The 13,433-nt window shown below is 66.8% G+C and carries 16 protein-coding genes; 4 read left to right on the plus strand and 12 right to left on the minus strand.

Annotation, left to right across the window (positions count from 1 at the left end; all coding sequences use genetic code 11):
* Positions 1-12: 12 nt before the first annotated feature.
* Together HS053_RS06955 and HS053_RS06960 are read right to left on the minus strand one after the other, a co-directional pair.
* Positions 13-519 carry a peptidoglycan-binding domain-containing protein gene (locus HS053_RS06955; protein WP_174210482.1) on the minus strand — a complete coding sequence of 169 codons (507 nt, stop codon included), beginning with the start codon at positions 517-519 and terminating at the stop codon, positions 13-15.
* Between the two features lie 200 nt (positions 520-719).
* Positions 720-2,198, minus strand: coding sequence for an NAD-dependent succinate-semialdehyde dehydrogenase (locus HS053_RS06960; protein ID WP_174210483.1), 1,479 nt, complete (start codon positions 2,196-2,198; stop codon positions 720-722).
* A gap of 124 nt (positions 2,199-2,322) precedes the next feature.
* On the opposite strand from HS053_RS06960, the gene HS053_RS06965 reads away from it, so the two are divergent.
* Positions 2,323-3,102: an alpha/beta hydrolase gene (locus tag HS053_RS06965; protein WP_174210484.1), complete on the plus strand. Its 780-nt coding sequence runs from the start codon at positions 2,323-2,325 to the stop codon at positions 3,100-3,102.
* Positions 3,103-3,108: 6 nt separating this feature from the next.
* Here HS053_RS06965 and HS053_RS06970 read toward each other — a convergent pair whose 3' ends face one another.
* The 5 genes from HS053_RS06970 to ubiA form a co-directional block, all read right to left on the minus strand.
* Positions 3,109-3,678: a hypothetical protein gene (locus HS053_RS06970; protein ID WP_174210485.1), complete on the minus strand. Its 570-nt coding sequence runs from the start codon at positions 3,676-3,678 to the stop codon at positions 3,109-3,111.
* A gap of 163 nt (positions 3,679-3,841) precedes the next feature.
* On the minus strand, positions 3,842-4,099 hold the full coding sequence (locus tag HS053_RS06975) for a YjhX family toxin (protein ID WP_174210486.1): 258 nt from the start codon (positions 4,097-4,099) through the stop codon (positions 3,842-3,844).
* 183 nt (positions 4,100-4,282) lie between these two features.
* Positions 4,283-4,612, minus strand: coding sequence for a hypothetical protein (locus tag HS053_RS06980; protein ID WP_174210487.1), 330 nt, complete (start codon positions 4,610-4,612; stop codon positions 4,283-4,285).
* Between the two features lie 21 nt (positions 4,613-4,633).
* The gene (locus HS053_RS06985; RefSeq protein WP_174210488.1) at positions 4,634-6,631 is read right to left on the minus strand and encodes an OmpA family protein; all 1,998 of its coding nucleotides are present in this window, start codon (positions 6,629-6,631) and stop codon (positions 4,634-4,636) included.
* A 48-nt stretch (positions 6,632-6,679) separates the two neighbouring features.
* Positions 6,680-7,639 carry a 4-hydroxybenzoate octaprenyltransferase gene (ubiA, locus tag HS053_RS06990; RefSeq protein ID WP_241699767.1) on the minus strand — a complete coding sequence of 320 codons (960 nt, stop codon included), beginning with the start codon at positions 7,637-7,639 and terminating at the stop codon, positions 6,680-6,682.
* A 12-nt stretch (positions 7,640-7,651) separates the two neighbouring features.
* Here ubiA and HS053_RS06995 point away from each other — a divergent pair, with 12 nt between their 5' ends.
* From HS053_RS06995 to HS053_RS07005, 3 genes are all read left to right on the plus strand, one after another.
* The gene (locus tag HS053_RS06995) at positions 7,652-8,377 is read left to right on the plus strand and encodes a 16S rRNA (uracil(1498)-N(3))-methyltransferase (protein WP_174210490.1); all 726 of its coding nucleotides are present in this window, start codon (positions 7,652-7,654) and stop codon (positions 8,375-8,377) included.
* The gene (locus tag HS053_RS07000; RefSeq protein ID WP_174210491.1) at positions 8,374-8,922 is read left to right on the plus strand and encodes a hypothetical protein; all 549 of its coding nucleotides are present in this window, start codon (positions 8,374-8,376) and stop codon (positions 8,920-8,922) included. The genes HS053_RS06995 and HS053_RS07000 overlap by 4 nt, the downstream gene beginning before the upstream one ends.
* A gap of 167 nt (positions 8,923-9,089) precedes the next feature.
* On the plus strand, positions 9,090-10,436 hold the full coding sequence (locus HS053_RS07005) for a glutamate--cysteine ligase (protein ID WP_174210492.1): 1,347 nt from the start codon (positions 9,090-9,092) through the stop codon (positions 10,434-10,436).
* Between the two features lie 16 nt (positions 10,437-10,452).
* Here the strand turns inward: HS053_RS07005 and HS053_RS07010 are convergent, their stop codons facing one another.
* The 5 genes from HS053_RS07010 to HS053_RS07030 all read right to left on the minus strand — a co-directional run bounded on the left by HS053_RS07010 (position 10,453) and on the right by HS053_RS07030 (position 13,430).
* A complete protein-coding gene (locus HS053_RS07010) occupies positions 10,453-10,806 on the minus strand; it encodes a DUF805 domain-containing protein (RefSeq protein ID WP_174210493.1) in 354 nt (117 codons plus the stop codon).
* 111 nt (positions 10,807-10,917) lie between these two features.
* A complete protein-coding gene (locus HS053_RS07015) occupies positions 10,918-11,397 on the minus strand; it encodes a hypothetical protein (protein WP_174210494.1) in 480 nt (159 codons plus the stop codon).
* Complete coding sequence (plsY, locus tag HS053_RS07020; protein WP_174210495.1) at positions 11,394-12,011, minus strand: glycerol-3-phosphate 1-O-acyltransferase PlsY; 618 nt, start codon at positions 12,009-12,011, stop codon at positions 11,394-11,396. The genes HS053_RS07015 and plsY overlap by 4 nt, the downstream gene beginning before the upstream one ends.
* Before the next feature lie 4 nt (positions 12,012-12,015).
* Positions 12,016-13,284, minus strand: coding sequence for a dihydroorotase (gene pyrC, locus HS053_RS07025; RefSeq protein WP_174210496.1), 1,269 nt, complete (start codon positions 13,282-13,284; stop codon positions 12,016-12,018).
* The gene (locus HS053_RS07030) at positions 13,281-13,430 is read right to left on the minus strand and encodes a hypothetical protein (protein ID WP_174210497.1); all 150 of its coding nucleotides are present in this window, start codon (positions 13,428-13,430) and stop codon (positions 13,281-13,283) included. Before HS053_RS07030 ends, pyrC begins: the two co-directional genes overlap by 4 nt.
* Positions 13,431-13,433 lie beyond the last annotated feature (3 nt).

Consider the following 13,433-nt stretch of genomic DNA (forward strand, 5'->3'; position numbering starts at 1 on the left):
AATTCTTCGCGCTTAATACAGCAGCCCGTCCAGCACGGCAAAGCTGCCTGCGGTGGTGCGCAGCATGGCGCCGTCGCCGCTGTCGCGGGCATAGCCGGTGATGGCCGAATAGGTGCCCGGGCCAAAGGCGCCGTCCAGCCCGCCACGGTAATAGCCATAGCGGCTAAGCTGACGCTGGATCGCCTTGCGCTCGCTGCGCGAATAGCTCTGGAACGCCTCGGCAACCGGGGTGCGCCAGATCGAGCCGCCGCTGTATTGGCCCGGCGCGGGCTGCGGCGCGGGATATTGCGGGCGCGGGGTGGGATAAGGCTCGGGATAGGGTTGCGGCACCGGGCGCGGGCGGTTCTGCCGCTCAAGATCGCGCAGGATGCCCTGCAGCAAGAGCGTGCCGGCGATGCCGGTGACAACCCCCTGTTCGCGGTCGCCCCAGGCAAGCGCAGGGGCAGCGGGGACCAGCGCCACGGCAAAGGCGGTGGCAAGGGTCAGGGCGCGGGTGGCAGAGATCAGCTTGGCAGCCATGATGGTATCCTTTCACATCGGCCCCAAAACGCAGAAGTCAGCGGGCCATGGCGCCAAACTGGGCCAAGGCGCCGCGCTAGACAAAATCGCCGGGGTGCTATGGGATATCAGCGCCTAAACTTGGCACCCAAAGCCCTGGAAACAAAGAAAAACGGGACCAGAAGGCCCCGTTTTCGCACTGCCGCCCGATCCGGTGCGGATCAGATGCTCAGGCAGATGTATTTCATTTCCAGATAGTCTTCCATGCCGTGGCGGCTGCCTTCACGGCCCAGCCCCGATTGCTTGACCCCGCCGAACGGCGCCACCTCGGTCGAGATGATGCCGGTGTTCACGCCGACGATGCCGTATTCCAGCGCCTCTTGCACCCGGGTCACGCGGGAGATGTCGCGGCTGTAGAAATAACTGGCCAGCCCGAAGATCGTAGCATTGGCCTTTTCCACCACTTCCTCTTCGGTCTCGAACCGGAAGAGCGGCGCCAGCGGGCCAAAGGTTTCCTCGTTCGTCACCATCATCTCGTCAGTGACGCCGGTCAGGATCGTCGGCTGGAAGAAGTTGCCGCCCAATTCGTGCCGCGCGCCCCCCATGGCCACCTGCGCGCCCTTGGCGGTGGCATCGGCGATATGCTCTTCGACCTTTTCCACCGCCGCGATGTTCACCAGCGGACCGAACTGCACATCCTCGGACAGGCCATCGCCCACCCGGGTCTTGGCCACCGCCGCCTTCAGCTTTTCGGCAAAGGCGTCATAAACGCCCGACTGGACGTAGATCCGGTTGGCGCAGACGCAGGTCTGCCCGTTGTTGCGGAACTTCGACATCATCGCGCCCGCGACAGCCGCATCCAGATCGGCGTCGTCAAACACGATGAAAGGCGCATTGCCGCCCAGTTCCATCGAGCATTTCATCACCTGTTCCGCCGCCTGCCGCATCAGGATGCGACCCACTTCGGTCGAGCCGGTGAAGGTCAGCTTGCGCACCAGATGGTTTTCGCAGAACTCCTTGCCGATGTCGGAGGACCGTTTCGAGGTGATGACCGAGAAGATGCCGGCAGGCAGGCCCGCCCGTTCGCCCAAGACCGCCAGCGCCAGCGCCGAAAGCGGGGTTTCGGCCGCAGGCCGGGCGACAAAGCCGCAGCCGACGGCAATCGCCGGGCCGCATTTGCGGGTGATCATCGCATTCGGGAAGTTCCACGGCGTGATCGAGCCGACAACGCCGATCGGCTGCTTGATCACCGTGATGCGCTTGTCGCGCTGATGGCCGGGGATGGTTTCGCCGTAAACCCGCTTGGCCTCTTCGCCGAACCATTCGATGAAGCTGGCGCCATAGGCAATCTCGCCCTTGGCCTCGGCCAGCGGCTTGCCCATTTCGGCGGTCAGGATGGCGCCCAGATCGTCCTGATTGGCCATCATCAGATCGAACCACTTGCGCATGACCTGCGCGCGTTCCTTGCCGGTGCGGGCGGCCCATTCCTTCATTGCCGTATTGGCGGCGGCAATGGCGCGGGCGGTCTCGGCGCGGCCAAGGTTGGGCACATGGCAGATCACATCGCCCCGGGCGGGGTTGATCACCGGAAAGGTCGTGCCATCATCGGCCTCGATCCATTCCCCGGCCACATAGGCTTTGGTCGCCAGAAGCGAGGGGTCTTTCAACAGGTCGCGCAGGTTGGTGACGGAATCGAGCATCGGGGCCTCCCATTTCTCGGACGTTCATGCAATGGCTGATGGGGGGCCAAAAGTCCACATGGCGCAGGGCGTCTGGCCTGATTTGTAGGATAGAACTGGCATTATCCCAGGGAGGGGACTGCGCATGGATTGGGATCGTGCCTATCAGAACGGCGCCTTCATACCGGGATCGGAAACGCTGCCTGCGGATCTGGCGCGCGATGCCGCCGCCTTTCGCGCCACTTTGGGCGGGCGGCTGCGGGCGGACCTGCCCTATGGGCCGGGCGCGCGGCAGCAGCTTGACCTGATCCGGCCCGAGGGCACGGCGCGGGGGCTGATGGTCTTTGTCCACGGCGGCTATTGGCTGGCCTTCGGGCGGGAAAGCTGGACGCATTATGCCGCTGGCGCATTGGCGCGCGGCTGGGCGGTGGCGCTGCCGTCCTACACGCTGGCCCCCGAGGCACGGATTGCGCAGATGACGCAAGAGATTGCGGCGGCGGCGCGGGTGGCGGCGGCAGAGGTGGCCGGGCCTGTGGTGGTGACCGGCCATTCGGCGGGCGGGCATCTGTCGGCGCGAATGGCCTGCACCGATATCGACCTGCCCCGGCTGGCGCGGGTGGTGCCGATTTCACCGCTGGCCGATCTGGAGACGCTGACGCTGACCGGCATGAACGAAAAGCTGCGGCTGGACGCTGCCGAAGTGGCCAGCGAAAGCCCCGCCCGCCTGCCCCGCAAACCGGGGGTGGACGCGCATGTCTGGGTCGGCGGGGAGGAGCGGCCCGCCTTCCTGTTTCAGGCGCGCCTGCTGTCGGAAGATTGGGCTTGCCGCTGGACGGTGGCGCCGGGGCGCCACCATTTCAACGTGATCGACGATCTGCGCGACCCGTCCTCGGCCCTGATGGCGGCCCTTCTGGACGGGCTTTGACCCCGGTCAAGGTTTGTCGAAAGCGGCGAGCTTTTCAAAGTCGATCTGCCCCAAGAGGGCGATGACCTGCTCGGGCGTGCCGCCATTGGCCTGCACCAGCACCCGGTTGGCCAGAAGCGCCGAAAAGCTGCCTTCCTGATTGAGGAAGGCGGTGCCGTTGATCGTCTCGGTCTTGCCCATCATCGCCATCATCGCCGGATTGCCCAGCATCCCGGCCATCGAGGACACCATCATATTGTCGGCAAAGGCGGTCAGGGTGATGGTGCTGCCGTCGGGCGTGGAATAGCTGGCCTCGGCACCGGCACCGCCGCCCATCATCGACAGGCCCGCCGCCATATCGGTGTTGTCGCTGCGGGTCCAGCCATCGGGCGCCGGCGGGAAAAGCGCCATCAACATGCCGCTCTGCGCCTCGGCAAGGGCCTTGGTCGCGGTGATAAGCTGCGCCGAAGTCTGCGACAGGTCGCCTGCGGCATAGGCTTCGCTCGCGGCGGCCAGCGCATCGGAAACCGCATCGGCATGGGCCATGGGGGCTGCGGCAAGGGCCGCCAGAAGGGCAAGACGGGAAATCAGGGACATGAATGGCTCCGGTTGATATGCCGGGGCAGTTTGGCACGAATGGCGCAGGGGGCAAGTCTGGATTGCCTGCCCCCTGCCCCGTCAGTGGCCGAAAGCCGGATGGAGCCCGATCACGCTGCCGGCGGCATCCGCCGCCGATTCCTTGCGAAGGATCATCTCGCCCTCAACGATTGTCGGCTTGGGCACGGACGGACCTGCGCCCTGCCATGGAAATGCGGTAAGGCCCGCCCGCAGCCGAGGCGATCAGCCCCTTGCGCCGCAGGCTGAGGAAAACCGACAGAGTGCAATCGCTGAGGACAAAGCCGTCGCGGGTGCGGCACAGCACGGTGGCAACCTTGCGACCGCCCTCGCGGTCATGCTCGATCAGGCCACCCTGCGCCAGCGCGTGCAGCACGCGCTGTTCGTAACGTGAGATATTCATGGGAAAGTCCAGAAAGCCGGATGTAACAAAAGAGCGGGCTGGCCCAAGGCCGCCCCGTTCCGCCCTCACTCCCCCGTCAGACGCGGGGGGTGGCGTTACACAAGCTCAGACATCCACGCTCCATCTGCGCATATCGCGCCGGGCAAATATCGGCGCGCAAAGTGGCTGCGTCAAGCCGCCCGCTCAGGAATTGGCGTGCATCCGTTCGATATAGGCGCGCATTTCCTCGGCTTCGAGACGGGCATCGCGCAGCCCCTCCATCGCGGCGCGCAACTCCGCCTCGCCCTGCGCTATCTGGTTCAGCAACTCGGCCTCGCGGCTTTCCAGATAGATGATCGCCTGATCGCGGATTTCCTCGGCCTCGTGCAGCGATTGCGCCAGACGGTCCATCTCACCCATGTCGCCGCCGGCGACGCGGGTGAAGCGGTGCATCAGCCAATAGGTGAACCAGCCCATGGCAAAGGCCAGAAGCAGCACGATCGCGGTGGCGATGATGAATTCGATGCGGTTCATGGGTGCTGGTCCTGCTGCAACTCAATCGGCCTTGGGGCGCTGTTTGGGGCGGATGGTTTTTTCGGTGGGCGCCACCGAGGGCGAGGTATCGGCCGAGAAATCCGGCCCGCCCGCAGCCGTATCGGCCCCCGTGGCGGCGGTGGTGGCGTCATCGGCATCGGGCGCCGCCGGGGCGGCGGCACCGATCAGGTGGAATTCGATCCGCCGGTTCGCCTCGCGCCCCCCCTCGTCGGCATTGTCGGCGATCGGCACCGCCTCGCCATAGCCTTTGGCGACAAAGCCGGAGACATCCACCTGCCGCCCCTGCAACGCCAGCAGCACCGCTTCGGCCCGGGCCTGGCTCAGGGCGCGGTTGCCCTCGTCGGACCCCTGCGCATCGGTATGGCCCGCAATTTCCATCCGCGCACCCGGGCAGCGCGTCAGAACATCGGCCAGCGCCTGCATCACGCCATTGGCGCCCGCGTCGATTTCGGCAGAACCGGGTGTGAAGGTGATCTTGCCGCGTTTCAGCACCTCGGCCACGTCTTCGGCGCATTCCTGCGGCGTGGGAACCGAGGCGATCGGGTCCAGCGCCTCGTCATAGCGGACATCGACGCGGAAGGTCTCGCCCTGCCCCAATTCGTCCGACAGCACCTGTGAGATGCGCGCCTTGGCCATCTGCGAGCCGGTCACGCCCGAGACCAGAACCGTTTCCGCGCGCACCACCAGATTGCCCTCTTTCAGCTCGGCCAGCGCCTCGAGCCCGGCCAGCACCCGCACCGGCCAGCCATCGGGCAGGCCGGGGTCAAGCCGGGTGGCAAGGTAAACCTTGCCCGTCCCGAAGAGCGAGGTGGCAAAGCTGTCCACCGCGGCGCGCTGCGCCTCATCCGTCAGACGGCCCCGCAGTTCGACGCGGCCGGTCTCGCCGTTCAGAACGGCGGTGAATTCGGCCGGGCCAGCCACGGCATCGGCCTTTTTCTCAAGCGTCGCCTCCAGCGAGAAGACATCGGGCAGGCCCGCCTCAAGATCGCCCGCCACACGGTCGAAATCGGCCTGCGCCACATCGCTGCCCGCCAGAAGCGTGACATCGGCATCCTTGAAGGTCACCGTCGCGGTGGGCAGCGCCGCCACCGCCGCAATCCCCGCTGCCGCCGCCTCGGCCCATGAGGGCGAAGGCACGCCCAGCCCGACCGTGCAGACGATGCGCCCGGTGGCCCCCGCCCGCGCCGCCGCGGCGATGATCCGGTCGCGCGCCCGGTCGCTGTCGGCCGAGCAGGCATCGAACCGCGCGCCACCCGCATCCTTGACAAAGCGCAGGGTGAAGGGGGTGATCACCGGCCGCGGCGCCGAAATCTCGATGCTGACCTCCAGCCCCTCGGGGCGGTCGGCGGCAAGGCTGGCCTCAAGGCTGCGCTTTTCGGCGTCGCTGGCGGCAATGGCGGTGATGGCCACCTTGTCGGCGGCCACCGAAATCTTGGAGCGCGGCAGCTTTTTCAGCGCCGCCACCCCATAGGCCAGCGCCGCCTCCCAGCCTTCAGGCGCGGGGTAGCTGGCGGTTTCCAGCATGTCCTGCAAGGCGATATCGGGTTGCAGCGTTTCGGCCATCGCCATCAACTCGTCCTTGGCACCGCCTTCGGGCAGAAGGCCGATCAACTGGATGCCATCATCATTGCGCAGCATTTCCAGCGAAAAGCGCGGCGCCTGCACCGCCTTGACCGGGATCACCTCCATCCCGTCGCGGATGCGGCCATTGTCCACCAGCCCCGCCGTCAGGTTCACCACGCGAAAGCGCGCCGCCTCGTTCGGGGCGGTGCCGCTCAGATGCACCTGCAACCCGTCCGCCGACACATCGACCCAGGTGATCCCCTCGGTCAAAAGGCGCGAGCGCACGGCCGAGGTGCTGACCCGCTCGATGATGAGAGAGGCGCCAAAGGCGATCAGCGCCGAAACCAGCGCAGCCGCGACGAAGGCGGCCCAGGCCAACAGCGTTGGCGTCAGGCGAAGGGGGGGCAACTGCAACACGGGGCGGGGATTCTTCATTTCGGACAAGGGCCCGGCCTGCTTAGAACGCGCCCGGGCCTTGATCAATCAAACGAGTGCGGCAACGGCAAGAAACAGCGCAGCAATCAGCCCGGCATCCCGGTTGGCCAGAAACCCCGCGCGGCACGAGGCGGGATCGTCAAGGTCCAGTCGCCGCATCTGCCAGACCATATGCCAGCCCATCGCCCAGACCCCGGCCAGCGCCACCAAGGGCGCCCAGACCCCGTGCAGCGGCGTCAGCACCACCGCCAGCGCCATCAGCAGCACCGTTGCCGCCATGAACCCCCAAAGCCATTGGCGCGAGCGGTCGGCAAAGAGCCGCGCCGTGGATTTCACCCCGATCAGCGCGTCATCCTCTTTGTCCTGATGGGCATAGATCGTGTCGTAATAAAGCGTCCAGACGATCCCCGCCGCATAAAGCGCAACCGCCCCCACGGTGACGGTTCCGGCATGGGCGGCAAAGGCCAGAAGTGCGCCCCAGTTGAACGCCAGCCCCAGAAACACCTGCGGCCACCATGTGAACCGCTTGGCAAAGGGATAGATCGCCACCAGCCCCAGCGAGGCGGCCCCCAGCGCGATGGCAAGGCTGTTGTAGCTGAGAAGGATCGCCGCCCCTGCCAATGCCTGCAAGACCATCCAGACCAGCGCCCCCCGGACGCTGACCTGACCCGAGGGGATGGGCCGCGACCGGGTGCGCGCCACCTGCGCGTCAATGTCGCGGTCGGCAATATCGTTCCAGGTGCAGCCCGCCCCCCGCATCACGAAAGCCCCCACCCCGCAGGACAGCGCCAGCCACAGATCCCATGCCCGGAACCCGTCCGACATCGCCGCCAGCGCAATGCCCCAAAGGCAGGGGATCAGCAACAGCCAGGTGCCGATCGGCCGGTCCGCCCGGCTGAGGCGCAGATAGGGCCGCGACCATGCAGGCGCGTAACGGTCCACCCAGTTTCCCGCCACCGCATCCGCGACGGTTCCCTGCGGGTCTGGCATTCCGGGCGTCTCGGACATAGGTTCGCTTTCATGGAACAGGCTAAGGTCAGGCTTTATGTAGATCAGCCGCTCGCCCCGGGGCAAGCGGTGGCGCTGAACGGCGATCAGGCGCATTATCTTTTTGCGGTGATGCGGCTGGCGGTCGGCGCCCGGGTGGCGCTGTTCAACGGGCGCGACGGCGAATGGCAGGCCCGCATCGCCGAGGCGGGCAAGCGCGGCGGGATTGCGCTGTGCGAGGAATGTTCGGCGCCGCTGCGATTGCCGCCCGACCTCTGGCTGATGTTCGCGCCGATCAAGAAGGCGCGCACCGATTTCATTGTGGAAAAGGCGGTGGAGCTGGGCGCTGCGCGCATCCTTCCGGTGCAGACCCGCCACACCAATTCCGAACGCATCCGGCAGGACCGCCTGCAGGCCCATGCGGTGGAGGCGGCCGAGCAATGTGCAGCCACCTATGTTCCCGAAGTGGCCGACCTCGTGGCCTTGGATCGCCTGTTGCGCGACTGGCCCGCCGACCGCCGCATCCTCTGGGCCGATGAGGGTGCGCGGGGGATGGGCAGCATTGCCCATCCTACGGAGACCGGCCCCTGGGCCATTCTGATCGGCCCCGAGGGCGGTTTTTCGGAAGATGAACGCAAACGGCTGCGGGCCATGCCGCAGGTGGTGCCCGTCACCCTTGGCCCGCGCATCCTGCGCGCCGATACGGCGGCGGTGGCGGCGCTCACGCTCTGGCAGGCAGCGCTGGGGGATTGGCGGTGATCCGCCCCGAGGCCCGCGCCGCCCTGATCCGCTGGCGCGAAGTGATGGCCAGCGCCCTGCTGGCGGGGCTTGGCCTCTGGCTGATCGCGCTTGGCGGCTGGGTGCTGATTCCGGCGGGGGCGGGGCTGGTGGCGCTGGCCGCGGGGCTGGCGCTGAATGCCTGGCGGCGGCTGCGCTTTGCCCAAGGGGGCGAGGCGCCGGGGCTGGTCGAGGTGGACGAAGGCCAGATCGGCTATCTCGGACCCGGCATCGGTGGCTTTGTCGCCCTGCCCGATCTGGTGGAAATCAAGCTGATCACGCTGCGCGGACGCCGCCTGTGGCGGCTGAAACAGGCCGATGGCCAGACGGTGCTGATCCCGGTCGAGGCGACAGGGGCCGAACGCCTGTTCGACGCCTTTGCCAGCCTGCCCGGCCTTGACGGTGCCGCCCTGATCGCCGCGCTGGAACCCACGGGCACGGGTGGCTCTGCCGCGCTGGTGCCCGAGGGCATGGCCGGGATGCGGCTGATCTGGCGCCGCCCCGGCGCCGGTCTGATGCGGGGCTGACGGCCGGGTCGCAAAGCCCCACCCGTTCCGCCAAGGCGGCGCGCGGGGGCATGAATGCCCCCGCGCGCCGCCTTTTCCAGAATGATCCTTCCAGCGCCACCCTTGACTTGCCCGCGCCAAGGCGACACCTCTGTCGCCCCAAGGTGCCAGCAGAAAGGGCCGCTCCCATGTCGATTCCCCAATCGGGCGGAGGTCTGATCGAACATTTCGCGCAACTGGCCGAGCTTCTCGAGTCAGGCTGCAAGCCGAAAACCGATTGGCGTCTGGGCACCGAGCATGAAAAATTCGGCTGGCTGGAGGGCAGCCACGCGCCCCTGCCCTATGCCGGCGACCGCTCGATCTCGGCCCTCTTCGCCGGGCTGATCGACCGCCATGGCTGGCAGGCGGTGCGCGAGGGCGAGCATATCATCGGCCTGACCCGCAACGGCGCCAATATCAGCCTTGAACCCGGCGGCCAGTTCGAGCTGTCCGGCGCACCGCTGGTCAGCGTGAACGACACCGCAGCCGAGTTGCAGAACCACCTTGACGAAGTGGCAGGCATCGCCGGGCCGCTGGGCATCCGTTTCATGGGGATCGGCGCCGCGCCGGAATGGCGGCATGACCAGATGCCGGTGATGCCCAAGGGCCGTTACCGGCTGATGACCGATTACATGGGCCGCGTCGGCACCCATGGCACGCAGATGATGTATCGCACCTGCACCGTGCAGGTGAACCTCGACTATGCGTCCGAGGCCGACATGGTGCAGAAACTGCGCGTGGCGCTGGCCTTGCAGCCGGTGGCGACGGCGCTTTTCGCCTCGTCGCCGTTCTTCGACGGCAAGCCGAACGGCCATAAAAGCTGGCGCTCGCGCATCTGGCGCGGGCTGGACAATGCCCGCACCGGAATGCTGCCCTTCGCCTTTGATCAGGGCTTCGGCTTTCAGCAATATGTCGATTGGGTGCTGGATGCGCCGATGTATTTCGTCTACCGCGACGGCAAGTATATCAACGCTTTGGGCCAATCGTTCCGTGATTTCCTCAAAGGCGAACTGCCCGCGCTGCCAGGTGAAAAGCCTACGCTGTCGGATTGGGCCGACCACATGACCACGGTCTTCCCCGAGGCGCGCGTGAAGAAATACATCGAGATGCGTGGCGCGGATTGCGGCGATCAGGCCCATATCGTGGCGCTGCCCGCCTTCTGGGTGGGGCTGATGTATGACCAGACCGCGCTGGATGCCGCATGGGATCTGGTCAAGGGGCTGGATACTGAGACGCGCGAGGGGCTGCGGGTTGCCGCCTCGGTCGCGGGGTTGCAGGGCGAGGCCGGCGGCGTGAAGATTGCCGATCTGGCGCAGGCGGCGGTTGGCCTGTCGCACGCGGGCCTTGCCGCGCGGGGCATGGGCGAAGAGCGCCATCTTGCGCCGCTGGTCACCAGCCTGAAGGCGGGCAAGGTGCAGGCCGACCGCTGGCTTGACCTTTACCACGGCGAATGGGGCGGAGATCTGACGGCGATCTATGCCGCCGCCAGTCTCTGACACCCGTTTCTGAACCTCAGTTCGGCAGCGGATCGGGGCCGAAACGGTTCGGCCCCACGGTGCCGCGGGTGGCGAACCAGTAGATCAGCAGGATCACCCCGACGACCGGCACCAGCACGATCAACAGCCACCAGCCCGACCGATCAAGGTCATGCAAGCGGCGCACACCCACGGCCAACCCCGGAACCAACAGCGCCAGCGCCCAGATCAGCGACAGGATCGGCACCCCCGTCGCCATGTCGATCCCGTTCAGAATGACGCTGCCGATCACATTCGCCAGCGTGAACCACCAATATTCCGACCGGATCGCGCGGCCGGAGAAATTCGCATAGTTCGACAGGACGGATTTCACCGCCTCGGTCATGTTCATTGCAATTCCCTTTCCCAAAACCCGACGCCACCAAATCAAATGGCCGTGAAAGAGTGCGGGCGGGCAGGCTTTCTGTCAACTTTGCTGATCAGGGGCGAAGCCGGGCCCGACTCAGGGGGTGGGCGCCGGTTCTTCCACCGGCTGGTCATCCTCTTCACCACCGCCGGAACGCACCGACAACAGGGTTTCCCCACCCCAGACCAGCGCCTCGGCGCAGGGCTGCGAGCCGGTGGCATTGCATTCCGAGCCATGCAGCGCCAAGAGCAGGACCGGGCCGTTCAACTGCACCAGCGTCCAGCCCAGCGCCATGTGATCCGACCTTTGACCATTGATCAGAACCGTCAGCAGACTGCCCCCGGTCCCGCCCCATGCGCTGGCCATGGTCGAACAGTCGAACCCGGCCCAATCCACCAAGGTCTCGGGCGTGCTGTCGCCGGTCAGCTCGATCTGATGCACAGCCGTCGGGGAAACGGTCAGCACCCCGTTGTCGAAACTGGCGCAATCGGCCTTGGCCTCGGCCAGAACATCCTCGACCGTCACGGCAAAACCGGGCGCGGGCAGCAGGGCAAGCAGCAGGGCAAGGCGCTTCATGCGGGGTCTTTCTTCTGGCCGATCTTCGGTTCGGTTCCGGCCTTGATCCGTTCGAGATTGGCCCAGTGCCGGACATAGACCAAGAGGGTCAGCACCACCGCCAGCGCCAGCATCTGGCCGTGATTGAAGAAGAACAGCCACAGCGCCGAACTCGCCGCCGCAACCAGCGCCGAAAGCGATGAAATCCGCGTCAGAATGGCCGTTACCAGCCATGTTGCGCAAACCGCCAGCCCCACCGGCCAGGCCAGCGCCAGCAGCGTGCCAAGGAAGGTCGCCACCCCCTTGCCGCCCTTGAAGCCCAGCCAGACCGGGTAAAGATGACCCAGAAACGCCGTCAGCCCAGCCAGTTGTGCGGCATCCTCGCCCACCATGGCCCGCGCAATCAGCACCGCGATGCCCCCCTTGGCCGCATCCAGAACCAGCGTGGCCAGCGCCGCGCCCTTGTTTCCGGTGCGCAGCACATTCGTCGCCCCGATATTGCCCGAACCGATCTTGCGCAGATCACCAAGGCCAAGCGCGCGGGTGATTACGATGCCGAAGGGCACCGAACCCAAGAGATAGGCCAGCACCGCCACAAGGATCAGCGCCAGCGGGGCCGAGGTGATATGGGGCATGGGGCTACTCCGCCGCGAAAACCCGGGTGCCTGCCACCCATGTTGCCAGAACCTTACCCTCCATCCGGGCGCCGTCAAAGGGGGTGTTCTTGGATTTGGACCGCAGCGCGAAACGGTCCAGCACGAAGGGCGCATCCGGGTCGAACAGCACCAGATCGGCCGGGGCGCCGGGGGTCAGCCGCCCCTGCAGCAGGCCCAGCCGCCGCGCCGGGTTCAGCGACAGCGCGCGCCACAGCACCGGCAGGTCGATGGCGTCCGCGTGGTAAAGGCGCAGCGCGGCGGGCAGCAGGGTTTGCAGGCCCACCGCGCCGGAAGCCGCCTCTTCAAACGGCAGGCGCTTGGATTCCTCATCCGCCGGGGTGTGGAAGCTGCCGATCACGTCGATCACGCCCTCGGCCACCGCCTGCACCATGGCCAGACGGTCCTCTTCCGAGCGCAGCGGCGGCGTCAGCTTGAAGAAGGTGCGGTAGTCGCCCACGTCGAATTCGTTCAGCGTCAGGTGGTGGATCGAGATGCCTGCCGTCACGTCCAATCCATCGGCCTTGGCCCGGGCCAGCGCCGGCAGGCTGCGGGCGGTGGTGATCTGATCGGCGTGCCATGTGACCCCGGTCATCTCGACCAGCGCAAGGTCACGCTCCAGCCCCATCCGTTCCGCGATGGGCGAGACGCCGGGCAGACCGCGCAGGCTGGCGAACTTGCCGCTGGTGGTGGCCGCACCCGCCGAGAGGCCCGGCTCCTGCGGGTGGCCGACCACCAGCGCGCCCAAGCTGCGCGCATAGGTCAGCGCCCGGCCCAGCGCCTTGGTATCGGTCGCGACGTGGAACACATCGGAAAAGGCAATGGCCCCGGCATCCAGAAGAAAGCCGATCTCGGTCATCTCGCGCCCGGCGCGGGATTTGGTCAGCGCCGCCATATGGCGGATGCGCACCACCGATTCCGCCGCGCGGCGGGTGACGAACTCCAGCGTTTCTGGCGTGTCGATGGCGGGGGCGGTGTCGGGCCGGGCGATGATCGTGGTCACCCCGCCCGCCGCCGCCGCCAGCCCGGCGGAACGGAAGGATTCCTTGTGCCGCTCGCCCGGCTCGCCGATCTTGACACCCCAATCCACGATCCCGGGCGCAAGGCAGGCGCCGTTGCAGTCGATCACCGTGGCGCCCTCCGGGGCATCGGCGTCGCGGGCAAGGATGCTGCCGGCGTCCACCGTCAGGCTGCCGGGCGCATCGGTCCCGGTTTCAGGACAGATCAGACGGGCATTGTGGAAGTGGATCGTCATGGCTGGCCCTTCTGAATCGTGCGGATGATTTCATAAACATTTTCGGCGCCGGGGATACCCAAAAACCTGCGGGCGTCACACGCCGCTGCCTGATCCCGCCCGCGCTGCGGCAGCGGCTCTTTTAGCGGATCCGGGCGGTCGGTCATGGG

Source organism: Tabrizicola fusiformis (assembly GCF_013328815.1).
Classification (GTDB): Bacteria; Pseudomonadota; Alphaproteobacteria; order Rhodobacterales; family Rhodobacteraceae; genus Fuscibacter.